The organism is Pseudomonas sp. LH21, from assembly GCF_036549575.1.
Classification (GTDB): Bacteria; Pseudomonadota; Gammaproteobacteria; order Pseudomonadales; family Pseudomonadaceae; genus Aquipseudomonas; species Aquipseudomonas peradeniyensis.
In genome coordinates this window covers 5,484,058-5,506,854 of record NZ_CP144367.1, presented here as the reverse complement: position 1 = coordinate 5,506,854, position 22,797 = coordinate 5,484,058, and the positions used below count along the sequence as shown (strand labels likewise).

The 22,797-nt window shown below is 65.2% G+C and carries 21 protein-coding genes and 2 pseudogenes; 9 read left to right on the top strand and 14 right to left on the bottom strand.

What is annotated here, in order from left to right:
• Positions 1-209: 209 nt before the first annotated feature.
• The 6 genes from VUG52_RS25095 to VUG52_RS25070 all read left to right on the top strand — a co-directional run bounded on the left by VUG52_RS25095 (position 210) and on the right by VUG52_RS25070 (position 8,390).
• A complete protein-coding gene (locus VUG52_RS25095; RefSeq protein ID WP_442964609.1) occupies positions 210-1,880 on the top strand; it encodes a glucan biosynthesis protein G in 1,671 nt (556 codons plus the stop codon).
• The gene (gene mdoH, locus VUG52_RS25090; RefSeq protein WP_050707269.1) at positions 1,873-4,440 is read left to right on the top strand and encodes a glucans biosynthesis glucosyltransferase MdoH; all 2,568 of its coding nucleotides are present in this window, start codon (positions 1,873-1,875) and stop codon (positions 4,438-4,440) included. Before VUG52_RS25095 ends, mdoH begins: the two co-directional genes overlap by 8 nt.
• A 232-nt stretch (positions 4,441-4,672) precedes the next feature.
• The gene (locus tag VUG52_RS25085) at positions 4,673-5,470 is read left to right on the top strand and encodes a transporter substrate-binding domain-containing protein (protein ID WP_050707284.1); all 798 of its coding nucleotides are present in this window, start codon (positions 4,673-4,675) and stop codon (positions 5,468-5,470) included.
• A gap of 237 nt (positions 5,471-5,707) precedes the next feature.
• The gene (locus VUG52_RS25080) at positions 5,708-6,670 is read left to right on the top strand and encodes an amino acid ABC transporter permease (RefSeq protein WP_050707268.1); all 963 of its coding nucleotides are present in this window, start codon (positions 5,708-5,710) and stop codon (positions 6,668-6,670) included.
• A complete protein-coding gene (locus tag VUG52_RS25075) occupies positions 6,663-7,397 on the top strand; it encodes an amino acid ABC transporter ATP-binding protein (protein WP_050707283.1) in 735 nt (244 codons plus the stop codon). Before VUG52_RS25080 ends, VUG52_RS25075 begins: the two co-directional genes overlap by 8 nt.
• A gap of 846 nt (positions 7,398-8,243) precedes the next feature.
• Positions 8,244-8,390, top strand: a complete 147-nt coding sequence (locus VUG52_RS25070; protein ID WP_331832213.1) for a hypothetical protein — start codon at positions 8,244-8,246, stop codon at positions 8,388-8,390.
• On the opposite strand, the gene VUG52_RS27370 is transcribed toward VUG52_RS25070, so the two are convergent.
• From VUG52_RS27370 to ubiE, 12 genes and pseudogenes are all read right to left on the bottom strand, one after another.
• Positions 8,380-9,084 carry a methyl-accepting chemotaxis protein gene (locus VUG52_RS27370; protein ID WP_371263163.1) on the bottom strand — a complete coding sequence of 235 codons (705 nt, stop codon included), beginning with the start codon at positions 9,082-9,084 and terminating at the stop codon, positions 8,380-8,382. The genes VUG52_RS25070 and VUG52_RS27370 overlap by 11 nt on opposite strands.
• A 198-nt stretch (positions 9,085-9,282) precedes the next feature.
• Positions 9,283-10,323: pseudogene (locus tag VUG52_RS27365) on the bottom strand (methyl-accepting chemotaxis protein); the annotation flags it as partial.
• A 155-nt stretch (positions 10,324-10,478) separates the two neighbouring features.
• Positions 10,479-12,393: pseudogene (locus tag VUG52_RS25060) on the bottom strand (HAMP domain-containing methyl-accepting chemotaxis protein).
• 99 nt (positions 12,394-12,492) lie between these two features.
• Positions 12,493-13,200, bottom strand: coding sequence for a 16S rRNA (uracil(1498)-N(3))-methyltransferase (locus VUG52_RS25055; RefSeq protein ID WP_050707264.1), 708 nt, complete (start codon positions 13,198-13,200; stop codon positions 12,493-12,495).
• Positions 13,197-13,988 carry a twin-arginine translocase subunit TatC gene (gene tatC, locus VUG52_RS25050; protein WP_028688376.1) on the bottom strand — a complete coding sequence of 264 codons (792 nt, stop codon included), beginning with the start codon at positions 13,986-13,988 and terminating at the stop codon, positions 13,197-13,199. Before tatC ends, VUG52_RS25055 begins: the two co-directional genes overlap by 4 nt.
• Positions 13,985-14,353, bottom strand: a complete 369-nt coding sequence (gene tatB, locus VUG52_RS25045) for a Sec-independent protein translocase protein TatB (RefSeq protein WP_186733314.1) — start codon at positions 14,351-14,353, stop codon at positions 13,985-13,987. Before tatB ends, tatC begins: the two co-directional genes overlap by 4 nt.
• A 3-nt stretch (positions 14,354-14,356) precedes the next feature.
• The gene (locus VUG52_RS25040) at positions 14,357-14,629 is read right to left on the bottom strand and encodes a twin-arginine translocase TatA/TatE family subunit (RefSeq protein WP_028688374.1); all 273 of its coding nucleotides are present in this window, start codon (positions 14,627-14,629) and stop codon (positions 14,357-14,359) included.
• 169 nt (positions 14,630-14,798) lie between these two features.
• Positions 14,799-15,134, bottom strand: a complete 336-nt coding sequence (locus VUG52_RS25035; RefSeq protein ID WP_050707262.1) for a phosphoribosyl-ATP diphosphatase — start codon at positions 15,132-15,134, stop codon at positions 14,799-14,801.
• 1 nt (position 15,135) lies between these two features.
• Entirely contained in the window at positions 15,136-15,528 is a 393-nt protein-coding gene (gene hisI / locus VUG52_RS25030; protein WP_050707261.1) for a phosphoribosyl-AMP cyclohydrolase, read from the bottom strand.
• Between the two features lie 73 nt (positions 15,529-15,601).
• Positions 15,602-17,215, bottom strand: a complete 1,614-nt coding sequence (gene ubiB, locus VUG52_RS25025) for a ubiquinone biosynthesis regulatory protein kinase UbiB (protein WP_050707260.1) — start codon at positions 17,213-17,215, stop codon at positions 15,602-15,604.
• On the bottom strand, positions 17,212-17,835 hold the full coding sequence (locus tag VUG52_RS25020; protein ID WP_050707259.1) for a ubiquinone biosynthesis accessory factor UbiJ: 624 nt from the start codon (positions 17,833-17,835) through the stop codon (positions 17,212-17,214). The genes ubiB and VUG52_RS25020 overlap by 4 nt, the downstream gene beginning before the upstream one ends.
• Positions 17,835-18,605 carry a bifunctional demethylmenaquinone methyltransferase/2-methoxy-6-polyprenyl-1,4-benzoquinol methylase UbiE gene (gene ubiE, locus VUG52_RS25015; protein ID WP_050707258.1) on the bottom strand — a complete coding sequence of 257 codons (771 nt, stop codon included), beginning with the start codon at positions 18,603-18,605 and terminating at the stop codon, positions 17,835-17,837. Before ubiE ends, VUG52_RS25020 begins: the two co-directional genes overlap by 1 nt.
• A 125-nt stretch (positions 18,606-18,730) precedes the next feature.
• Here ubiE and VUG52_RS25010 point away from each other — a divergent pair, with 125 nt between their 5' ends.
• The 3 genes from VUG52_RS25010 to VUG52_RS25000 all read left to right on the top strand — a co-directional run bounded on the left by VUG52_RS25010 (position 18,731) and on the right by VUG52_RS25000 (position 20,426).
• Complete coding sequence (locus VUG52_RS25010; protein WP_050707257.1) at positions 18,731-19,006, top strand: polyhydroxyalkanoic acid system family protein; 276 nt, start codon at positions 18,731-18,733, stop codon at positions 19,004-19,006.
• A gap of 243 nt (positions 19,007-19,249) precedes the next feature.
• Positions 19,250-19,672: a phasin family protein gene (locus VUG52_RS25005; RefSeq protein WP_050707256.1), complete on the top strand. Its 423-nt coding sequence runs from the start codon at positions 19,250-19,252 to the stop codon at positions 19,670-19,672.
• Positions 19,599-20,426 (top strand): phasin family protein, encoded by an 828-nt coding sequence (locus tag VUG52_RS25000; protein WP_442964598.1) that lies wholly within the window; start codon positions 19,599-19,601, stop codon positions 20,424-20,426. Before VUG52_RS25005 ends, VUG52_RS25000 begins: the two co-directional genes overlap by 74 nt.
• 85 nt (positions 20,427-20,511) lie before the next feature.
• On the opposite strand, the gene VUG52_RS24995 is transcribed toward VUG52_RS25000, so the two are convergent.
• Together VUG52_RS24995 and phaC are read right to left on the bottom strand one after the other, a co-directional pair.
• The gene (locus tag VUG52_RS24995) at positions 20,512-21,126 is read right to left on the bottom strand and encodes a TetR/AcrR family transcriptional regulator (protein WP_262951295.1); all 615 of its coding nucleotides are present in this window, start codon (positions 21,124-21,126) and stop codon (positions 20,512-20,514) included.
• Between the two features lie 4 nt (positions 21,127-21,130).
• Entirely contained in the window at positions 21,131-22,795 is a 1,665-nt protein-coding gene (phaC, locus tag VUG52_RS24990) for a class II poly(R)-hydroxyalkanoic acid synthase (RefSeq protein ID WP_050707253.1), read from the bottom strand.
• Positions 22,796-22,797: the final 2 nt, after the last annotated feature.

Sequence of the window (22,797 nt, the reverse complement as noted above, 5' to 3'; positions counted from 1 at the left end):
CTGCGTTCGCAGGTTCGTTTCACTTTGACTCGAGCATTGTCAGGATCCGTTTGGGGAATCATTACGCCCTCACGGGGTCCGAACAGTGCTCGCCAACCCGGCATTGGTCGCTGGCCGTTGGTTTCATGATCTGTTTTCGGCGAGGATTGCTCGTGATTGTAAGCCCCTGTATTGCACCTAGAATCCCCGGTACCCGGCTGCGCAAGGCCATGCTGGCCGGCGTGGCGCTGGTCGGCCTGTTGAGCGCGGGCCAGCTGTGGGCATTCAATCTGGACGACGTTGCAGCCAAGGCAAAGGATCTGGCCGGTCAGAAGTTCGAGGCACCGAAGAGCAACCTGCCGCCGGTGTTCCGCGACATGAAGTACGCCGACTACCAGAAGATCCGCTTCCTGCAGGAAAAGGCCGAGTGGGCCAAGGACAAGACGCCGTTCAAGCTCTCGTTCTACCACCAGGGCATGCATTTCGACACGCCGGTGACCATCAACGAGATCACCGCCAACAAGGTCAAGGAAATCAAGTACGACCCGAGCCGTTTCGAGTTCGGTGACGTGCCGCATGACGCCGAAGCCACCAAGAACCTCGGCTACGCCGGTTTCCGCGTGCTCTACCCGATCAACAAGGCCGACAAGCAGGACGAGATCATGACCCTGCTTGGCGCCAGCTACTTCCGCGTGGTCGGCAAGGGCCACCGCTACGGCCTGTCGGCCCGTGGCCTGGCCATCGACACTGCGTTGCCGTCCGGCGAGGAATTCCCGCGCTTCCGCGAGTTCTGGATCGAGAAGCCCAAGCCGAACGACAAGCACCTGGTGATCTACGCGCTGCTCGATTCCCCGCGCTCCACCGGCGCCTACAAGCTGACCCTGCGTCCGGGCGAGGACACCCTGGTCGACGTCAAGTCGCGGGTCTACCTGCGTGACAACGTCAGCCGCCTGGGCATCGCCCCGCTGACCAGCATGTACCTGTTCGGCCCCAACCAGCCGTCCAAGGTCATGAACTACCGTCCGGCCCTGCACGACTCCGAAGGCCTGGCGATCCACGCCGGCAACGGCGAGTGGCTGTGGCGTCCGCTGAACAACCCGAAACACCTGGCCGTGAGCAACTTCAGCGTGGAGAACCCGCGTGGTTTCGGCCTGCTGCAGCGCCAGCGCGACTTCAGCGACTACGAAGACCTCGACGACGAGTACGAGAAGCGCCCGAGCGCCTGGATCGAGCCGAAGGGCGACTGGGGCAAGGGTACCGTCGACCTGGTCGAGATCCCGACCGCCGACGAGACCAACGACAACATCGTGGCCTTCTGGAGCCCGGAAAAGCTGCCTGAAGTGGGCAAACCGTTCGAGTACGACTACCGCCTGCGCTGGACCATCAAGGAAGACCAGCTGCATTCGCAGGAACTGGGCTGGGTCAAGCAGACCCTGCGTTCCACCGGCGACGTCAAGCAGTCCAACCTGATCCGCCAGACCGATGGCACCGTTGCCTTCCTGGTCGACTTCATCGGCCCGAACCTGGCCACCCTGCCGGCCGACACCTCCGTGCGCAGCCAGGTCAGCGTCGGCGACAACGCCGAGGTGGTTGAGAACAACCTGCGCTACAACCCGGAAACCAAGGGCTGGCGCCTGACCCTGCGCCTGAAGGTGCAGGATCCGAAGAAATCCACCGAGATGCGTGCCGCGCTGCTGCGCGACGTTCCGGTCGAGCAGCCCAAGCCGGCCAAGCAGGACAAGGCCGCGGCCAAGCATGCTCACGCCAAGGCCGAGAAAGCCAAGGCCGAGAAGGCTGCCGAGCAACCCGCCGCCGATGCGGCATCCACCAACGGGACCCCGGCCACCACCGAGAAAGTGCTGACCGAGACCTGGAGCTATCAGTTGCCTGCCGATGAGTAACTCAAGCGCAAGGCCGGAATCGCTGAGCGAGTACCTGGCCCACCTTCCCCTGAGCGACGAGCAGCGTGCGGAACTCGCCCGCTGCACCTCCTTCAGCGAGCTGCACCAACACCTGGCGGCCCAACCGGCCGCCGGCACCGCCGAGGCCGCCCAGGCTTCGGTGGGCGCCCGTCTTACAGTCGGCAGCGCCGCCGAGCTGGAAGATGCCGAGATGCTCGGCGTCGATGCCGGCGGGCGGCTGTGCCTGAAGATCGCGCCGCCGATCAAGCGCACCAAGGTCGTGCCCGAGCCGTGGCGCACCAACATCCTGATTCGCATGTGGCGGCGCATGACCGGCCGCACCAACGCCCCGCAGCCGCCCAAGCGCGAGCTGCCGCCGGCGCGCTGGCGTACGGTCGGTTCGATCCGCCGTTACATCCTGCTGACCCTGATGATCGGCCAGACCCTCGTCGCGGGCTGGTACATGAAGGGCATCCTGCCGTACCAGGGCTGGTCGTTCGTCGATTTCGACGAGATCGTCAACCAGCCCCTGTGGGACACGGTGGTGCAGGTGTGGCCATATGCGCTGCAGACCTCGATCCTGGTCCTGTTCGGCATCCTGTTCTGCTGGGTGTCGGCGGGCTTCTGGACCGCCCTGATGGGCTTCCTCGAGCTGCTCACCGGGCGTGACAAGTACAAGATTTCCGGCAGCAGCGCCGGCAACGAGCCGATCGCGCCCGAGGCGCGTACCGCGCTGGTGATGCCGATCTGCAACGAAGACGTGCCACGGGTGTTCGCCGGCCTGCGCGCCACCTTCGAGTCGGTGGCCGCCAGCGGCAATCTCGACCGCTTCGACTTCTTCGTGCTCAGCGACACCAATGACACCGACATCGCCGTCGCCGAACAACAGGCCTGGCTCGACGTGTGCCGTGAAACCAAGGGCTTCGGCCGCATCTTCTACCGTCGCCGCCGGCGCCGGGTGAAGCGCAAGAGCGGCAACCTCGACGACTTCTGCCGTCGCTGGGGTGGCGAGTACAAGTACATGGTCGTGCTCGACGCCGACAGCGTCATGAGCGGCGAGTGCCTGAGCAGCCTGGTGCGCCTGATGGAGGCCAACCCGGACGCCGGCATCATCCAGACCGGGCCGAAAGCCTCGGGCATGGACACCCTGTATGCGCGCATGCAGCAGTTCGCCACCCGCGTGTATGGCCCGCTGTTCACCGCCGGCCTGCACTTCTGGCAGCTGGGCGAGTCGCACTACTGGGGCCACAACGCGATCATCCGCATGAAGCCGTTCATCGAGCACTGCGCCCTGGCGCCGTTGCCGGGCAAGGGCGCCTTCGCCGGCGCGATCCTCTCCCACGACTTCGTCGAAGCCGCGCTGATGCGCCGTGCCGGCTGGGGCGTGTGGATCGCCTACGACCTGCCGGGCAGCTACGAAGAACTGCCGCCGAACCTGCTCGACGAGCTCAAGCGCGACCGTCGCTGGTGCCACGGCAACCTGATGAACTTCCGCCTGTTCCTGGTCAAGGGCATGCACCCGGTGCACCGCGCGGTGTTCCTCACCGGGGTGATGTCGTACCTGTCGGCGCCGCTGTGGTTCCTGTTCCTGGTGCTGTCGACGGCGCTGCTGGCGACCAACACGCTGATGGAGCCGCAGTACTTCATCGAGCCGTTCCAGCTCTACCCGCTGTGGCCGCAGTGGCATCCGGAGAAGGCCATTGCGCTGTTCTCCACCACCATCGTGCTGCTGTTCCTGCCCAAGCTGCTCAGCGTCATCCTGATCTGGGCCAAGGGCGCCACCGAGTTCGGCGGACGCATCAAGGTCACCCTGTCGATGCTGATGGAGATGCTGTTCTCGATGCTCCTGGCACCGGTGCGGATGATCTTCCACACCCGCTTCGTGCTGGCCGCGTTCCTCGGCTGGGCCGCGACCTGGAACTCGCCGCAGCGTGACGACGACTCCACGCCGTGGAGCGAAGCGGTGCGTCGTCATGGTCCGCAGACCCTGCTGGGCATCGCCTGGGCTGGGCTGGTGGCCTGGCTGAACCCGAGCTTCCTGTGGTGGCTGGCGCCGATCGTCGGCTCGCTGGTGCTGTCGATCCCGGTGTCGGTGATATCCAGCCGCACGCGCCTGGGCCTGGCGGCCAAGGACGAGAAGCTGTTCCTCATCCCCGAGGAATACGCAACGCCGCAAGAGCTGCTGGCGACCGACCAGTACACCCACGAGAACCGTTGGCACGCCCTGCATGACGGTTTCGTCCGTGCCGTGGTCGACCCGCGCCAGAACGCCCTGGCCTGTGCCATGGCCACGGCGCGTCACGGTCAGGCGGCCCCGATCGAGGCGCTGCGCGTCGAGCGCGTTGCCAAGGCACTGGAAGTCGGCCCGAAAGGCCTGGACCTGAACACCCGCCTGGCGCTGCTCAGCGACCCGGTGGCGCTGGCGCGCCTGCACGAGCAGGTGTGGGCCGGGCATAACACGGCGTGGATCGATGTGTGGCGGGCATCCATCGCCAACGATCCGCACTCGCCATTGCTGCCGCTGCATCCGGAGAACGTGGCCCAGCCAGCCCTGGCTTGAGTCCGTTGCTCCGATAATCGCGGGGCCAGCCCGCTCCCACGCCATCTCAACGGTGCGTGGGAGCGGGCTGGCCCCGCGATGCTTTCTGGTCGATTTTGGCCAACAAAGTCCCCCCCGGCTCTAGGTCCCAGCTCACGCATGCGTTAGCATCCGTCCCGATATTGCGCATCGGTCTGTCGGACCGTGCTTACAAGAAAAATCTGCGTACTTCTTGCTAGGGGACTTGGTGATGATTAAGAAATACCTGTCGCGACTGCTGGTAGGTGCGACCGCCCTGATCGCGGTGACCGCCGCCCAGGCCGGCGCCATCGACGACGCGGTCAAGCGTGGCACCCTGCGCGTGGGCATGGACCCGACCTACATGCCGTTCGAAATGACCAACAAGCGCGGTGAGATCATCGGCTTCGAAGTCGACATCCTCAAGGCCATGGCCAAGTCCATGGGCGTCAAGCTGGAGATGGTCTCCACCGCCTACGACGGCATCATCCCGGCCCTGATGACCGACAAGTTCGACTTCATCGGCAGCGGCATGACCCTGACCCAGGAGCGCAACCTGCGCCTGAACTTCAGCGAACCCTTCATCGTGGTCGGCCAGACCCTGCTGATCCGCAAGGAGCTGGCGGGCGAGATCAAGTCGTACAAGGACCTGAACAACGAGAAGTACCGCCTCACCTCCAAGCTCGGCACCACCGGCGAGATGGTCGCGAAGAAGCTGATCAGCAAGGCCAAGTACCACGGCTACGACAACGAGCAGGAAGGGGTGATGGACGTGGTCAACGGCAAGGCCGACGCCTTCGTCTATGACTCGCCGTATAACGTGGTGGCGGTAGAGAAGGCCGGCGCCGGCAAGCTGGTATTCCTGGAAGAACCCTTCACCTACGAGCCGCTGGCCTTCGGCCTGAAGAAAGGCGACTTCGACAGCATCAACTACATCAACAACTTCCTGCACCAGATCAAGCATGACGGGACCTACGATCGTATTCACGACAAGTGGTTCAAGAGCAAGGAATGGCTGAAGGAAATGGAATAAGGCCCGGGTCAAAAGCCTAGACTTTGATCCCGACGCGCAGGTTGGACTGAGGGCGGTAGATCGAGGACAGCGGATGTTTTCGCTGGCCTCTTCGCGGGTAAACCCGCTCCCACAGGGTTTGGCTACATCTGTGGGAGCGGGTTTACCCGCGAAGAGGCCGGCAAGTACAACGCACGCTCCACGGGCTATCGCTAAAGCTCCACCCGGCGCGTTTCTTTTTTTGTGGAAGTACCCCAAGTGATCAAACACAAGAAAGCACAGTGGCCCTGGCATGGGCTGACCGCGCTGGTCCTGGTGGGCCTGGCGTTCAGCCTGTACCTGGCCACCTCGATGATTTCCTACGAGTGGCGCTGGAACCGTGTTCCGCAATACTTCGCCTACAAGGCCGAGGAAACCCAGCGTGCCGCCAACCCTGGCACGGTCGAGGAAATCGTGGTGTCCGGCGACAACGCCCGGGTCACCCTGAAGGATGAAAGCGGCGACACCCAGGTCGTCGAAGTGGCCAAGGACAGCATGTTGCTGGCCCGTGGCGACGATGTCGCCGAGGGCGATGCCATCGGCGTCAACCGTCACTGGGCCGCCGGCCCCTTGGCCTGGGGCCTGTGGACCACGTTGTGGATCTCGGTGATCTCCGGCGCCCTGGGCCTGGTGATCGGCCTGTTCGCCGGGCTGTGCCGGCTGTCGAACAACCCGACCCTGCGTGACCTGTCCACTGTCTACGTCGAGCTGGTGCGCGGCACGCCGCTGCTGGTGCAGATCTTCATCTTCTACTTCTTCATCGGCACCGTGCTCAACCTGTCCCGCGAGTTCGCCGGGGTGGCGGCGCTGGCGCTGTTCACCGGCGCCTACGTGGCCGAGATCGTCCGTGCCGGCGTGCAGTCGATCGCCAAGGGCCAGAACGAGGCGGCGCGTTCGCTGGGCCTGAACGGCGCCCAGTCGATGCGTCATGTGATCCTGCCCCAAGCCTTCAAGCGCGTGCTGCCGCCACTGGCCGGGCAGTTCATCAGCCTGGTCAAGGACACTTCGCTGGTGTCGGTGATTGCCATCACCGAGTTGACCAAGAGCGGCCGCGAGGCCATCACCACCTCGTTCTCGACCTTCGAGATCTGGTTCTGCGTGGCGGGCCTGTACCTGCTGATCAACCTGCCGCTGTCGCACATTGCCAGCCGGCTCGAGCGGAGGCTTGCGCAAAGTGATTGAAGTCCGTGACCTGCTGAAAGTCTTCGACACCCGTGGCCAGGTAGTGCGCGCGGTGGACAACGTCACCACCCAGGTGGCCAAGGGCGAGGTGGTGGTGGTGCTGGGGCCTTCGGGCTCGGGCAAGTCGACCTTCCTGCGCTGCCTGAACGGCCTGGAGCATTTCGACGAGGGGCATGTGTCCATCGGCGGTTTGCAGCTGGACGATCCGAAAACCGATATCAACGCCTATCGCCGGGAAGTCGGCATGGTGTTCCAGCACTTCAATCTGTTCCCGCACATGACCGTGCTGGAGAACCTGTGCCTGGCGCAGAAGGTGGTGCGCAAGCGCAACAAGGCCGAGCGCGAAGCCAAGGCCCGGGCGTTGCTGGAAAAGGTCGGTATCGCGCAGAAGGCCAACGAGTATCCTTCGCGCCTTTCCGGCGGGCAGCAGCAGCGAGTGGCCATTGCCCGGGCCCTGGCGATGGACCCGAAGGTGATGCTGTTCGACGAGCCGACCTCGGCGCTTGATCCGGAGATGGTCGGGGAGGTGCTGGATGTGATGAAGACCTTGGCCCAGGAAGGCATGACCATGGTCTGCGTGACGCACGAGATGGGTTTTGCCCGGGAAGTGGCGGATCGGGTGTTGTTCTTTGACCACGGGAAGTTGCTGGAAGATTCGCCACCGCAGGCGTTCTTTGCTGCGCCGAAGGATGTGCGTGCGCAGGCGTTCTTGCGGCAAGTTCTGTGATTGTGTTTAGACCTGCGTAAACCGTGGGTGCAATGTATGTGGTCAAACTGTTCAGGCCTCTTGCTATATGTTGGCGAGGGGTCTGATCACTGAAATAACACCACCCTCCAATCAAGAAACGCTCATCTCTTGATCTTGATCTTGATCTTGATCTTGATCTTGATCTTGATCTTGCTTCTAAGTGCGCGATAGTTCAGGCGCCGCCAATTGCGACTTCAGGAGGCCGAGCGGAGTTCTTGCGGAGGGAGGTGACGGGCATGGATGCCCGTCAAGCGCTGCGCCCCAGGATGGGGCGTTCAGCGCGGTCCTCCCGGGAGCAAGAACGGAGCGAGGGAACCCCGGAGCGAAGCGTAGGGGCCGGATGAATGGAGCGAGGATTTTTTGGTGACTTTTTGATCCTTCAAAAAGTTACCCGCCGTAAGGGCGGAAAGGTGACTTCGCGTCACCATCGCGAATGAATGCGCATATAGCTTTCAAAACACATGCTTTAAAAGTCAAAGTCAAAGTCAAAGTCAAAGTCAAAGTCAAAGTCAAAGTCAAAGTCGGTCGGCGCTGGTTTTAATGGTTGTAAGCGCATTCATTTGCGATGTCGACGCATAGTCACCTTTTCGCCCTTACGGCGAGTTCCTTTTTGAAGGATCAAAAAGGAACCAAAAAATCCTCGCTCCATTCATCCGGCCCTCCGCTTCGCTCCGGGTTCCCTCACTCCGGCCTTGCTCCCGGGAGGACCGCGCTGAACGCCCCATCCTGGGGCGCAGCGCTTGACGGGCATCCATGCCCGTCACCTCCCTCCGCAAGACCTGCGTTCGGCCTCCTGAAGTCGCGAAGTTACGGGCGGCGCCTGGGATGGCGCAGCTGTCGCTAGTGAGCTGCGGTGTTAATCTTCTGATCGCCAAAGCCAAAGCCAAAGCCAAAGCCAAAGCCAAAGCCAAAGCCGTCGGTCTGGTTTCAGGTCCTGGCTATCTGGGCACGCCTGCAAGGCTTAAAGATTGAACCGCCCCACCATGCCCCGCAACTGCTGCCCCAACTGCTCCAACTCCCCACTCGAAACCGCAGTCTGTTCACTGGCCGCCCGCGTCTGCTCCGACACATCCCGCACATTGATCACGCTACGGTTGATCTGCTCGGCCACCACGCTCTGCTGTTCACTGGCCGTGGCAATCTGCTGGTTCATTCCCTGGATCGTCGACACCGTCTCGGTAATCTGCCCCAACGCGGCGCCGGCCTTGCGGCTGAGCTCGACGCTTTGCCCGGTCAGGCGCTTGCTGTCGTCCAACAGACCGGTCACCTCATCGGTGCCACGGTGCAGGTTGTCGATCAGCAACTCGATCTCCTCGGTCGACTGCTGCGTACGCTGGGCCAGGCCGCGCACCTCGTCGGCCACCACGGCGAAACCGCGCCCGGCCTCACCGGCCCGGGCCGCCTCGATGGCAGCATTGAGCGCCAGCAGGTTGGTCTGCTCGGACACCGACTTGATCACATCGAGAATCGAGCCGATGCGCTGGCTTTCACCGGCCAGGTGCCCCATGGCCGCCAGGCAGTGGTCCATCTGCCCGGCCAACTGCTCGATACGGGCAATCGCCTCGGCCACCACCTGGTCGCCCAGCTGTGCCTGATGGTCGGCAGCGGTGGCCGCCTGCGAGGCCTGCTCGGCGTTCTGCGCGACCTCCTGCACCGTGGCGCTCATCTGGTTCATGGCCGTGGCCACCTGGTCGGTCTCCTCTTGTTGCTGGCCAATGCGCTCGCGGGTGTCCACGCTGGCGCCGGCCAGCGCCGTCGCGGCCCGGGACAGGTGACCGACACCCTGGTCGATGCCGCCGAGCAGCTCGCGCAGGCTCAAGGTCATCTCACGCATGCTCGTCTGCAACTGGCCCATCTCGTCGCGGCGCTGCACCGTCTGCACCTGGCTGAGGTCGCCACGGGCGATGCGCGCGGCCTGGGCCAGCACCTGGCGCAGGGGCTGGGTGACCTGCCGGGTGATCAGCCAGGCGGCCAGGATGCCGAACACCAGCGCCAGCGCAGCCACGCTGGTCAGCAGCGAACGGTCGGCCAGGGCCTCGTTGTCGCGCTGCTCGACCTTGCGCTCGCTCAGTTCACGGCTCACCGCCTGCAGTTCATCGCCCATTTTCTCCATGCCGTCCTGCAACTGCTCGACCTTGAGCGCGGTGTCGCGGTATTGGCGCAGGGTGTCGCGGTAACGGTCCAGTTCCACCTGTGGGCGTTGGGTCAGCGTAGCGGGCAGCTCCAGTGGTGCGATGGCCCGCAGCAACTGACCCAGGCTGGTGTCCGCCGCCTGCAGCGCGGCATCGCCCATGCTGGCGAAACTGTCCCGGGGCGAGAAGGCATAGGCCGGCACCAGGCTTTGCTGGCTGGCGGATTCGATATGGCGGCCCAGGGTATCCATGAGACCGACCACGCCGCCCTGCCGATCATCGCCCGGCAGCTTCAGCAAGGCCTGGGTCTGCAGCTCGTCGATCACGGCTTCGAGCACGCCTGCCTGCGCCTGCATCGCTGCACGCAAGCCTTCGCGGCTGTCCACGGTGCTCTGCAGGCTGGCGAAGTCGGCCTTCAGGCGCTGCAGCAACTGGAGTTTCTGGTTCAGCATCTGTCGTGACGTATCGACGCCGCTGCGTTGCAGCAGCAGGGTCAGGCGGTCGTGCAACTGCTCCAGGATGGTCGCGATGCGGGTCTTGCTGACGTCGTCGGCGAGTACCCGGTAGGTGATGCGCTCGGCGCGCAGGTCACGGGTCAGGTCGTCGAGTTGGCCGATGTCGCCGAGCTGCTCCGAGCGCTCGATGGCGCCGTCCAGGGCGCTCCAGCCGCTAAGGGTGGTGGCCAGGGTGAGCAGCAGCACCACGGCAAAACCCAGGGCGAGCTTGAGCCCGACGCCAAGGTTGCCGAGCTGGCGGTCAAGGTATCCGAACATGGCAGGTCTCCGTCCAATTGAGAAAAGGCCATGGCGGCAGAATGCCGCCATGGCCCTTGCTCATCGGCCGGAAGTCCGTCGGACTGGACCTGCAAATTGAGTAGGAAAATTCGCGGCGGGCTGAAGGGCAGTGCCTACAGCCCGCAAGCCTTGAATTAGAGCCTGAAGCGCCCCACCAGGCCCTGCAGATGCGTCCCCAGTCGGGCCAGCTCGACGCTGGAGCTGGCGGTCTCCTCGCTGGCCGCCGAGGTCTGGTCGGAGATATCGCGCACGTTCATCACGCTGCGGTTGATCTTCGGCCACGGCGCTCTGCTGCTCGGCGGCGGTGGCGATCTGCTGGTTCATCGACTGGATCGACGACACGGTGCGGGTGATGGTGCCCAGCGAGTCGCCGGCGCGGCGGGTCAGTTCGACACTGCTGTCGGTCAGGGCGCGGCTGCTGTCCATGACGCTGGCCACCCGTTCGGTGCCGTTCTGCAGGCTGGCGATCAGCTCCTCGATCTCCTCGGTGGACTGCTGGGTGCGCTGGGCCAGGCTGCGCACCTCGTCGGCGACCACGGCGAAGCCACGGCCCGCCTCGCCGGCGCGGGCGGCCTCGATGGCGGCATTGAGCGCCAGCAGGTTGGTCTGCTGGGCCACCGACTTGATCACATCGAGCACGCTGCCGATCTTGTCGCTCTCGGCCTTGAGCTGGCTCATCGCTTCGCTGGAATTGACCACCTCGCCGGCCAGGCGCTCGATCTGGCTGATCGCCTCGCCCACCACCTTGTCGCCTTCGCGGGCCTGCTGGTCGGCCATCAGCGCCGCTTCCGAGGCTTGCTCGGCGTTGCGCGCCACCTCCTGGACCGTGGCGGCCATCTCATTCATGGCGGTGGCGACCTGGTCGGTCTCGACCTTCTGGTTGTTGACCCCGGCGCTGGTCTGCTCGGTGACCGCCGACAGTTCCTCGGCGGCGCTGGCGATTTGCGTCACGCCGTCGCCGATGCCGCCGATCAGCTCGCGCAGGCCCTGGGTCATGCGCTGCATGCTGGCCTGCAACTGGCCCAGTTCGTCGCGTCGATCGGCCTTGAGGTCCTGGCGCAGGTCGCCGCCGGCGACGCGCTCGGCGGCGGCGAGGGTCTGGCGCAGTGGCACGATGATCTGCCGGGTGATGGCGAAGGCGGCCAGCACCCCCAGCACCAGGGCCAGGGCGGTGGCGCCGGCCAGCAGGGTCTTGGCCTGCTGGGTGCCCTGGTCGCGCACGGTGGTTTGCGAAACGGTCATTTCCTGGCTGGCGGTCAGCAGCAGCTGGCCTTGCGCGGACATGCGCGTCAGCGCCTGCTCGCTGGCGGCCTGGGCGTTGCCGAACTGGTTCACCGCGTCGCGGTAGGCGGCCAGTGCGCCAGCGGCGTCGTCGAGGCTGGCGGCGAACTCGGCCGGAAGCTTGCCCGGCAGCGCCTTGAGCACGGTCATGGCCTGGTCGATGGCGCCGAGGGCGGTCTGCTGGAACTCGGCCTTGCCGCTGTAGGTGTAGCCGCGCACCTGGAAGCGCGCCTGTTGCAGCAGGGCGGCGACCTGCACCACCTCCTGGTACTGCTGGATATCGCTGCCCTGCAGCAGGCGCTGCTGGACCTTGGCAATCAGCTCGGCGGCCTTGTCGGCGCTGTCGCCCAGGGTGGCGCGGCTGGCCTCGCGGCGCTGACCGGCCTGCTTGAGCTCGGCGAATGCCTGCTGGTACTGGCGCACGGCATCCTGCTGCTTGTCCAGGCGCTGGCGGTCGGCGGGGAGTTCGATCTGGCCGAGCATGAACTGCACCTGGCGCTCGAGGTTGGCCAGGGCCTTTTCCATTTCCGCCACGGCGGCGTCGTCTCGGTTGCGCTCATAGCCCAGGCGGGCCAGGCGCAGGTCCTGGGTGTACTGGTGGATCACCGAGATGTTGCCGAGCTTGTCGCCACGGCTGGTGACGCTGTCGATGCCCAGCCAGCCGGTGAAGGTGATGCCGAGGGTGAGCAGCAGCACCAGGCCGAAGCCGATCCCCAACTTGCGATTGACGCTTACATTTCCCAGTGACTGGGCAAACCAACGGTACATAGACGACTCCCCGGCGCGTGGCAGTGCGGATTATTGTTCTGTTGCACAGGCCATCGGCGCGGGGCGGGGAAACTTGATGGTAAAAACCTGACTCTTGTGTCAGAAAATTCGCGAGAGCAGGGCGGTGACCGCCGTTTCCACCCGCAGGATACGATCGCCCAGTTGCACCGGGGCCAGTCCGGCCTTGCCGAGCAGTTCGACCTCGTAGGGGATCCAGCCGCCTTCGGGGCCGATCGCCAGGGTCACTGGGCCTTCCACGGCGCGCGGGCAGGCAGGGTAGGGGCCGGGGTGGCCGACCAGGCCCAGGGTGCCTTCGGCGATGGCGGGCAGGCGGTCTTCGACGAAGGGCTTGAAGCGCTTCTCGATGATCACCTCCGGCAGCACCGTGTCACGGGCCTGCTCGAGGCCGAGAATGAGGTTTTCGCGGATGGTTTCGGGCTGGAGGAACGGCGTCTGCCAGAAGCTCTTTTCGACCTTGTAGCTGTTGACCAGGATCAGCCGCGGCACGCCCAGGGTAGCGACCGTCTGGAACAGCCGGCGCAGCATCTTCGGCCGCGGCACGGCCAGCACCAGGGTCAGCGGCAGCTTGGCCGGCGGCGGCTGGTCGAAGGCCACCCGCAGTTCGGCCTCGTGGCCTTCGAGGCGGATGACCTCGGCCTTGCCCATCAGGCCGCCGATGCGCCCGACGCGCAGGCTGTCGCCCACCGCCACGCGGTGGATCTCCTGCATGTGGGTGAAGCGGCGATCGGCCAGGACGACACGGTCGGCCGACACGAAGTCGGCCTCTTCAAGAAGCAACAGGTTCACGGTTGGGTCGCAGGCGGCTGGTCGTTGTGGTCGTTGCTCGCTTCGTCCGGCTCGTGGCTGCGCTTGCGGATCAGGCTGCCGCACAGCACGCCGACCTCGAACAGCATCCACATGGGCACGGCCAGCAGGGTCTGGGAGAAGATGTCCGGCGGGGTGAGGATCATGCCGACCACGAAGCAGCCGATGATCACGTACGGGCGGATCTTCTTCAGGTACTGCACGTCGACCACGCCGATCCACACCAGCAGCACCACCGCCACCGGGATCTCGAAGGCGACGCCGAAGGCGAAGAACAGGGTCATGACGAAGTCGAGGTAGCTGGAAATGTCGGTCATCATCGACACGCCCTCGGGGGTGGCGCTGGCGAAGAAGCCGAAGATCAGCGGGAACACCAGGAAGTAGGCGAAGGCCATGCCGGCATAGAACAGGAAGATGCTCGATACCAGCAGCGGGATGGCGATGCGCTTTTCGTGGCGGTACAGGCCCGGGGCGATGAAGCCCCAGATCTGCTGCAGGATGAACGGGATCGCCAGGAACAGCGAGACGATCATGGTCAGCTTGAACGGCGTCAGGAACGGCGAGGCCACGTCGGTGGCGATCATCGTCGCATTGGCCGGCAGGTGCGCGCGCAGCGGTGCCGAGACCAGGGTGTAGATCTGCTGGGCGAAGGAGAACAGCCCGGCGAAGATCAGGAAGATGGCGGCGACGCAGCGCAGCAGGCGGGTGCGCAGTTCGGTCAGGTGCGAGACCAGCGGCATCGGCTGGTCATGTTCCGGATTCTCGCTCATGGGGCTCGTGGCGGTTGGGGCGGCTCGGAGGGTGGCGTCGCGGTCGGCTGCGCGGGGGCGGCTTCGACGGCGGGTGTGGCGGGCGTTTCAGTACTGGCCGGCGGCTGCGCCGGTGGCGTCAGCGGATTGAGGATGCGCTTGGCCTCCTGCTCCATCTGCAGGATGTGCTCGTTGTGCAGCTGGCGGCGGATGTCGTCGGCGCCGATCTCGCGCTCGACCTCCATCTTGATCGCGTTGAAGCTGCGCTTGAGGCGGCCGATCCACAGGCCCGCGGTGCGCGCGGCCCCCGGCAGGCGCTCGGGGCCGAGCACCAGCAGGGCGACCAGGCCGACGAGCAGCAGCTCGCTGAAACTGATGCCGAACATGGGTCAGTCTTTCCGCTGCGGCTCTTGGACCGGCTGGGCCTGGCCCTCGATGGTGTGGCCCTGGGCCTGCTGCGCGGTGTTCTGCACCGGCGGAACCGGCTGCGCCGGTGGCGGGGTCTGCTCGGCGGGCTTGGTTTCTTCTTCGTTCATGGCCTTGCGGAAGCCCTTGATCGATTCGCCCAGGTCGCTGCCGAAGTTCTTCAGTTTCTTGGTGCCGAATACCAGCACCACGACGACCAGCAGGACGATCCAGTGTTTCCAGTCAAAAATGCCCATTTCAAGCTCCTGAAAATGTGTGTCTGTCTTTCGGACCCTGGGCTGCGTTGCAGCCTTTCGCGGCACAAGGCCGCTCCTACACAGGGTATTGCGAATCTGTCAGGCGACGCGGGCCCCTGTAGGAGCGGCCTTGCGCCGCGAAAGGGGCGCAACGCGCCCCCGCAATTATTCAGGCAGAAGGCTGACGCGCAGCCTTCTCGTCATGCCCGGACAACCCGAACCGACGCTCCAGCTCGTCAAGCACCGCCTGCGGATGCTGGCCCAGCGCGCTGAGCATGACCAGGCTATGAAACCACAGGTCTGCGGTTTCATAGATGACATCGCTGTAATCCTTGCTGGCGGCGGCATCCTTGGCGGCGATGATGGTCTCGATGGACTCTTCGCCGAGCTTCTCGAGGATCTTGTTCAGGCCCTTGTGATACAGGCTGGCCACGTAGCTGCTGTCCGGCGCCGCGTGCTTGCGTTCTTCCAGCACCTCGGCGAGGCGGTTCAGGGTGTCGCTCATGTCAGTGTCCTGCGCTGTAGATGGCGTCCGGATCCTTCAGGACCGGGTCGACGGTTTTCCACTGGCCGTCCTCGAAGACGCGGTAGAAGCAGCTTTCACGGCCGGTATGGCAGGCGATATGGCCCAGTTGCTCGACCATCAGGATGATCACGTCGGCGTCGCAGTCCAGGCGCATCTCATGCAGTTTCTGCACATGGCCCGACTCTTCGCCCTTGCGCCACAGCTTGCCCCGCGAGCGCGACCAGTAGATGGCGCGATGCTCGGCGGCGGTCAGGGCGAGGGATTCACGGTTCATCCAGGCCATCATCAGCACGCGCCCGGTCTTGTGGTCCTGGGCGATCGCCGGCACCAGGCCGTCGCTGTTCCACTTGATCTCGTCCAGCCAGTCTTTCATCGTCGACTCCAAACCGGGCCCGCTCCCGTACCGAGCCCCTTTGCGCTAGTGTGCCAGCCGGCGGCGCGGCTGGCTATCGGCGCACGATCAGGTACAGGCCCGCGGCCAGCATCAACCATGCGGGCCAGGCGGCCGGGGCGCTGAGGCTGACGGCACCGGCGGCCAGGGTGGCGCCGCCGCCGAGCAGGCCGGCGCCGAGCAGGCGCAGCGCCCAGTTGTCGCCGGCACGGCGCCGCTCGGGCAGTTGCGCATCGTGCAGGTGCGGTTGCGACAGGCGTTCGAGCAGGTCGCGGGTCATGTCGGCCAGGTGTGGCAGCTGCTCGGCCTGGCTGTACAGGTTGCCGATCACCGCCTTCGGGCTCATGCGCTCGCGCATCCAGCGCTCGAGGAACGGCTTGGCGGTGCTCCACAGGTCGAGGTCGGGGTACAGCTGGCGGCCCAGGCCTTCGATGTTGAGCAGGGTCTTCTGCAGCAGCACCAGCTGCGGCTGGACTTCCATGTTGAAGCGCCGGGCGGTCTGGAACAGGCGCATCAGCACCTGGCCGAAGGAGATGTCCTTCAAGGGCTTTTCGAAGATCGGCTCGCACACGGTGCGGATCGCTGCCTCGAACTCGTTGACCTTGGTCTGCGCCGGCACCCAGCCCGAATCGATGTGCAGCTGGGCCACGCGGCGGTAGTCGCGCTTGAAGAAGGCGATCAGGTTGCGCGCGAGGTAGTCCTGGTCCTCGGCCGTCAGGCTGCCGACGATGCCGCAGTCGATGGCGATGTACTGCGGGCTCCACGGCTTGACCGTGCTGACGAAGATGTTGCCCGGGTGCATGTCGGCGTGGAAGAAGCTGTCGCGGAACACCTGGGTGAAGAACACTTCCACCCCCCGCTCGGCGAGCATCTTCATGTCGGTGCGCTGGTCGGCCAGGGTGGCCATGTCGGTGACCGGCACGCCGTAGATACGCTCCATCACCAGCACCTTGGGCCGGCAGAAGTCCCAGTACACCTGGGGCACGTACATCAGCTCGGAGCCTTCGAAGTTGCGTCGAAGCTGGCTGGCGTTGGCCGCCTCGCGCAGCAGGTCGAGCTCGTCGTAGATGGTCTTCTCGTAGTCGCCGACGATCTCCACCGGGTGCAGGCGGCGGGCATCGGCCGAGGCCCGCTCGGCGGCCTTGGCGATCAGGAACAGCCAGGCCAGGTCCTGGGCGATGACCGGCTTGAGGCCTGGGCGCACCACCTTGACCACCACTTCCTCGCCGCTTTTGAGGCGCGCGGCGTGGACCTGGGCCACCGAGGCCGAGGCCAGCGGCTCGACGTCGAAGCGGCTGAACACCTCGGCCACCTTCGCCCCGAGCTGTTCCTCGATCAGCGCCACGGCGTGCTGCGGGTCGAATGGCGGTACCCGGTCCTGCAGCAGCATCAGCTCGTCGGCGATGTCGGTGGGCAGCAGGTCGCGGCGGGTGGAGAGCAACTGGCCGAACTTGATGAAGATCGGCCCCAGGTCCTGCAGCGCCAGGCGCAGGCGTGCGCCGCGGCTCAGCTCCAGGGGCTTGCGCGGCAGCCAGCGCCAGGGCATCAGCAGGCGCAGGCTGGCCAGCCACCAAGGCAGCAGGGGCTGTTCGAACAGCAGGTCATCGAGGCGGTAGCGGATCACGACGCGCTGGATGCGCAACAGACGGCGGACGGCGAGCAGCTTCATGCGTTATCGCTGGTATCAAGAATGTGGGCGAGGCGGCGCAGGCGCGCCTCGAGACGTTCGATGTCGACCTTCAGCGCATCGAGCTCGCTGAACGCCGCTTCGGCTTCGCGTTTGCCGACCAGGGTACGGGATTCCTCGGCCAGGTACTCGGAGAGGTTCTCGCCGAAGCGGGCCAGGCCCTGGCGGGTCCAGCGCGCGCGCAGGCGCAGGTGGCCGGCGATCAGCGCGGTGGGCACCGGGCCCAGCCAGCGTTGCAGCTCGTACTCCCAGTCCAGCTCCAGGTCCTGCACGATGCCGAACAGGTCGAGCAGCACGGCGCTGTCGCCATGCAGTTCGACCTGAGGGCTGTGCAGCACGGCGGTCTTGTCCTTGGCCAGGGCCAGCTGCGCCAGGCGCCCGGCGGGGGCGCGCAGGGTGCAGTCGACCTCGCCCTCCCAGTGGGCGGCGAGCATCAGGCCTTCCTCGTCGGGCAGCACGAACAGCTTCAGGGCCGGCTGCACGCAGTCGATCTCGATCACCCGGCCCTCCAGCGCCGCCAGGCGTGGGAGGGCGGTGCTGTCCAGGCGCAGGACACGGTTGAGCCCGTGCTCGGCGCTGGCGAGCAGGCCGGCCAGGAGCATCAGGGCTTGATCCCCCGGTGCACGGCGACGATGCCGCTGGTCATGTTGTGGTAGGTGACGCGGTCGAAGCCGGCCTCGACCATCATGCTCTTGAGCGTTTCCTGGTCGGGGTGCATGCGGATCGATTCGGCCAGGTAGCGGTAGCTTTCCGAGTCGTTGGTGATCAGCTTGCCGGCCAGCGGCATGAAGGCGAACGAGTAGGCGTCGTAGGCCTTGGACATCAGCTTGTTGGTCGGCTTGGAGAACTCCAGGATCAACAGGCGGCCGCCGGGCTTGAGCACCCGCAGCATGGAGCGGATGGCTTCGTCCTTGTGGGTCACGTTGCGCAGGCCGAAGGCAATGGTCACGCAGTCGAAGTGGTTGTCCGGGAACGGCAGCTTCTCGGCGTCGGCCTGGACGAACTCGATGTTGCCGGCAACACCACGGTCGAGCAGGCGGTCACGGCCGACCTTGAGCATCGAATCGTTGATGTCGGCCAGCACCACCTGGCCGGTCGGGCCGACCAGGCGCGAGAACTTGGCGGCCAGATCGCCCGTGCCACCGGCGATGTCCAACACCCGGTTGCCGCTGCGCACGCCGGACAGCTCGATGGTGAAGCGCTTCCACAGGCGGTGCATGCCGCCGGACAGCACGTCGTTCATCAGGTCGTACTTGGCGGCCACCGAGTGGAACACCTCGGCGACTTTCTTCGCCTTCTGGCTCTCCGGCACATCCTGGTAGCCGAAGTGGGTAGTGGGTTCGGCGTGGTCGCCTTTGCGCTGGTCGGTCATATCGCTTCACCAGAAAAAAATTACGGCCATTCTAGGGGCTGCGGGCGGATTTGTCTTGGCGGGGTGTGTCATGCAGAGGGGGCGGGCATAATGGCGATTATGTATTCATATCCAGGATCACCCGCATGACCCAGATCAGCGTCGAACGCAAACACTCCCTCGGCCGTGACGCCGCCCGTGCCAAGGCCGAGGCGCTGGTCGACAGGCTCAGCCGCGAATACGACCTCAAGGCCACCTGGAATGGCGACCGCGTCGATGTGACGCGCAGCGGCGCCAACGGCAGCGTGCACATTGGCGAGGACACCATCCGCGTCGAGCTGAAGCTGGGCATGATGCTGTCGATGATGAGCGGCAGCATCAAGGGCGAGATCGAGCGGGCGCTGGACAAGGCGCTGGCCTGACACTGCGCGCTCCTTGCTGTTTACGGGCGCGGGCCTTGTGGGAGCAGGTATTGTGGGAGCGGGCTTGCCCCGCGATAGCGCCAGCCCGGGCAATAGCTATCGCGGGGCAAGCCCGCTCCCACGCAAACGCTGCATGACCTCACCTTAGGGTGAGGATTCTAATTTTTCCGCCTACCTTCACGCTCAAGCCCTGCCTCCCAGGGCAGTTCCTCCCTCCCCTTGAACGAGCATGAGGTGCAGAGCATGGCCAAAGTGAATCTCAAGCAGAAAGACGACGCCCAAGGCAGTACCCTGGGCGAGGTGCGCGGCTACGCCCGCAAGATCTGGCTGGCGGGCATCGGTGCCTACGCCCGCGTCGGCCAGGAAGGTTCCGACTACTTCAAAGAGCTGGTGAAGGCCGGCGAAGGCGTCGAGAAACGCGGCAAGAAGCGCCTGGATAAAGAGATCGAGGCCGCCAACGGCCATCTCGACGAAGCCACCCAGGAAGTCAGCCGGGTACGCGGCAAGGTCGAGGTCCAACTGGACAAAATCGAGAAAGCCTTCGACGCCCGTGTCGGTCGCGCCTTGAATCGCCTCGGCATTCCGTCTAAACATGACGTTGAGGCGTTGTCCATCAAGCTTGAACAGCTGCATGAGCTGCTCGAGCGCGTCGCGCACAAACCATAAGGAGAGCAGGATGGCTGGCAAGAAGAACACCGAGAAAGAAGGCAGCTCCTGGATCGGCGGAATCGAGAAGTACTCCCGCAAGATCTGGTTGGCTGGCCTGGGTATCTACTCCAAGGTCGACCAGGATGGTCCGAAGCTGTTCGATTCGCTGGTGAAGGATGGCGAAAAGGCCGAGAAGCAGGCGAAGAAAACCGCCGAAGACGTGGCCGAAAGCGCCAAGTCGTCGACCAACTCCCGAGTGTCTGGCGTGAAGGACCGTGCGCTGGGCAAGTGGAGCGAGCTGGAAGAGGCCTTCGACAAGCGCTTGAACAGCGCCATCTCGCGTCTGGGCGTGCCCAGCCGCAATGAGATCAAGGCCCTGCACCAGCAGGTCGACTCGCTGACCAAGCAGATCGAGAAGCTGACCGGTGCGTCGGTGACTCCGATCTCCAAGGCCAGTGCCAGCAAGACCGCGGCCAAGCCCCTGGCCAAGGCGGCAGCCAAGCCTGCGGCCAAGACCGCCGCGGCAAAACCGGCGGCCAAGCCTGCGGCGAAAACCGCGGCAGCCAAACCAGCAGCCAAACCAGCGGCGGCCAAACCGGCGGCAAAACCCGCTGCGGCCAAGAAACCGGCCGTGAAGAAAGCGGCTCCGGCCAAGCCTGTGGCAGCCAAGCCGGCCGCTCCGGCGCCTGCCGCCACCGCAGCTCCGGCCCCGAGCGCGGCCCCGGCCAGCAGCACGCCGTCGGCACCGGTGAACGCGGCCACCCAGGCCTGACACCGCGTCGCCCTGATCGCGGGGCAAGCCCGCTCCCACGAAGCCTGTACAGGACGCGTGGGGGTGGGCTTGCCCCGCGATCGTTTCAGCCTTCCAGATACCGCATCGCCAACTGCTCCGCCGCGCTGCGCGCCGGTGCCTGCAGATGTGGCGCCACCAGCATCATCACCTGGTACACCACCACCCCCACATCGCCCTCGCGTCCCAGCACCCGCTGGTAGTCCAGCGAGCACATCAGGGTCAGGGTGATCTGCTCCACCAGTTGCCCCAGCGCCTGGGTCTCACTGGTCACCTGGCCCTGGCCCTTGAGGCTGGCCAGCAACGCGGCCAGGGTTCGCTTGAGGGCGTTGATCAGGCTGCGCATGCTCCGCGCCAGCTTGGGCAGGCGCCCGGTGAGGTTGGACAGGTCCTGGAACAAAAAGCGGTACTGGGCCATGCGCTCGACGATCAGGTGCAGGAACAGCCAGTAGTCCTCGGCGTCCAGGCGCACATCCAGGGGCGGATCGAGCAGTGGCATCAGCTCCTCTTCGAAGCGCTCGAACAGGCCGATCACCAGCGGTTCCTTGCCGTGGAAGTGGTAGTACAGGTTGCCGGGGCTGATCCCCAGTTCGTTGGCGATCTCCAGGGTCGAGACGTTCGGCTCGCCCTGGCGGTTGAACAGCTGCAGGGCACATTCGAGGATACGGTCGCGGGTCTTCATCCGGTCAGCGCGCCAATACGTAGCTGCCCGGCGCGGGGCCCAGCGGTGGGTAGGTGGCGTTGCCCAGTTCCTCACGGGGTGTCTTCAACGTACCTGAGCGCTCGGTGATCCATTCCAGCCACAGTGGCCACCAGCTGCCGTCGCGGCGCTGGGCATCGTGGAACCAGGCCCGTGGGTCGCTGGAGAGCTTGGGGTTTTCCAGGTAGTAGGCCTTGGGGTTGCCGGGCGGGTTGATGATGCTCTGGATATGGCCGCTGTTGGCCAGGATGAATCGCCGATCGCCGCCGAGCAGCAGGGCCGAGCGGTAAACGGCGTCCCATGGTGTGATGTGGTCGTTGCTGCCGGCGACGGTGAAACTGTCCAGCCCGACCTGCTTGAGGTCGATCGGCGTACCGCACACTTCCAGCCCTTCGGGGAAGGTCAGCGGGTTGAGTTTGAAGAAGTCCAGCAGGTCGCCGTGCAGGGCGGCGGGCAGGCGGGTGTTGTCGGCGTTCCAGTAGAGAATGTCGAACGCCGGCGGGGTCTTGCCCATCAGGTAGTTGTTGACCCAGTAGTTCCAGATCAGGTCGTTGGGCCGCATCCAGGCGAAGATCCGCGCCACTTCGCCGCCGTCGAGCACGCCGCGCTGGTACGAGCGGCGCTTGGCCGCCTCCACGGTCTGCTCGTCGGCGAACAGGCTGGCTGGGCTGTCGAACTGGCTGTCGAGCAGGCTCACCAGGTAGGTGGCGCTGCGCACCTTGCGCAGCTGTTTCTTGGCATGCAGGTGGCCTTGCAGGGCTGCCATGGTCAGGCCGCCGGCGCAGGCGCCCATCAGGTTGGGATCGCGGCTGCCGCTGATGCTGCGGCAGGCGTTGAGCGCTTCCTCCAGGGCCTGCACGTAGCTGGACAGGCCCCATTCGCGGTGACGCGGGTCAGGGTTGCGCCAGCTGACCATGAACACCTGCAAGCCCTGCTTGAGCATGTACTGGACGAAACTGTTGGTCGGGCCCAGGTCGAAGATGTAGAACTTGTTGATCTGCGGCGGTACCACCAGCAACGGCCGGGCGTACTGTTTCTCGCTCATGGGCTTGTACTGGATCAGCTCCAGCAGCTCGTTGCGAAACACCACCGCGCCGGGGGTGGCGGCCAGGTTGCCGCCGACCTCGAAGGCCCGTTCGTCCACCTGGCGCGGCAGGCCGTCGTTGTGGCGCAGGTCGTCGAGCAGGTGGCTGACCCCGCGCAGCAGGCTCAGGCCGCCGGTATTGAACAGCTCCTTGACCGCCAGGGGGTTGAGCAGCGAGTTGCTGGGGGCGAAGGCATCGCTGACCAGGTTGAACAGGAACTGTGCCCGGGCGCGATCATCGTCGGCCAGGCTGCTTTCCTCGATCCACAGGCGGGTCTGCTTCTGCCAGGCCAGGTAGGCCTGCAGGCCGCGACGGTAGAACGGGTTCTGGCTCCAGGTCGGGTCGCTGAAGCGCGTGTCGCGGGGATGGGGCTGATAGCCGCTGTCGCCGATCAGCACGCGGCCCAGTTGGCCGCCCAGGCTCAGCAGGTGGTGGGCGGTGTGCAGCGGGTTGCGCAGGCTGATCCTGCCGACCTGGCGCAGTGTCGAGATGAGGTCGCGACCGCGCAAGCCGGTGATGGCGTTCTGCACGTTCATGCTGGTGACGGGCACCGGTTTGTCTTTCATGC